Origin of the sequence: Methylosinus sp. R-45379 (assembly GCF_001644125.1) — a bacterium.
Taxonomy (GTDB): domain Bacteria; phylum Pseudomonadota; class Alphaproteobacteria; order Rhizobiales; family Beijerinckiaceae; genus Methylosinus.
This window is the reverse complement of sequence record NZ_LUUM01000209.1, coordinates 1-1088: the sequence shown is the minus strand read 5'-3', so window position 1 is coordinate 1088 and position 1088 is coordinate 1. Positions and strand designations below refer to the sequence as shown.

Sequence of the window (1088 nt, the reverse complement as noted above, 5' to 3'; positions counted from 1 at the left end):
GTCGGGGCTACGAATACAGGAGGCGCCACGGTAGGATCAAATCTTCGTTCCTCCGGGACGTAGATTCTGAAGCATTTATAGCCTTCGATCGGTCTTACCGGGGTGAAGTTCCCGTCCCCTCCGGTTTGGAGCACGAGGAGACTCGCGCTGAGTATCGAATTGAGCAGTGGGATCATGATGCATTTCCCTTCCCGTAATGCGTCTAATTCAACACGGTCTGTTGGGCGGTGGGACCGACTCTATTGGCAATGGACTGGCGCCAATCACCGACCGTCGTCGTGGCAGTGATTCCGTTCGCTGTCATCGCCTGCGGTGACAATTGAACGATCTCTTCGAGGTTATCACTGTTACTAGCCTTGGCCAGGTTGGCGGAAGAATTCGGTCCAAACTGGTAATAGCCTCGCACGTCGGTAAAAGTCGGGTTCTCGACACCGTTCTCTTGCAGATAGGTGGCGCCGTTGTATTCGTATTGCGCCGCCCCCCAGGCTTGATTGGCGGGATCGTTTTTGCCGGCGAGGCTGGTGTCGATCCCGGCGTTCGGATTGTCCGCCGCCGCCTCATTGATCGTTTCCGTATAAGTCGCGTTGGTCATTTGAAACGCCCCTGAGACTGTGCCAGCGCCCTGGACGTTTCTGCAGCCCGATTCCATGACGCAAGTGGCTGCGAGCGACGCGCAGCTGACGCCGACGGTCGTCGCGGCGTTGCACGCCTGGCCGCCCCAGGATTGCGCGTTCATCGTTTGCAGTGGATCGCAGCCGCTGCAAGCGGTGTAGTCAATGTTGCCGCCGCCTCCGGAATTGTTCCCTCCCCCGGAGCCGACGTCGGTCGAGCCGGTCGGATAGGAGAATTGCGGCGCGCCCTTCTCCGCATACGTCGGATGAACCGTCTGTGGGAGCCCTTTTTCCGTAACCGGAACAGGATCGCCGGCAAAGGCAGGACCGGTGAACGGCAGCAGGAGAGCGACGGCGAGCCTCGTTACGTTTCGGCGGCGGGTTTCGCGGCGATAAGTAGGTCGAGTCAAAAATGAGAACATGGGACCTCCTCGTGTCGGAAGACGTCCCGAGCCGAACATGGAGGTGCGCGTATCT

Annotated in this window: 1 protein-coding gene; it reads right to left on the bottom strand. The window is 59.2% G+C overall.

What is annotated here, in order from left to right; all coding sequences use genetic code 11:
• Positions 1-202 precede the first annotated feature (202 nt).
• Positions 203-1088, bottom strand: an 886-nt coding sequence (locus A1351_RS24655; protein ID WP_210178252.1) for a hypothetical protein, incomplete at its 5' end; no start/stop codon positions are given.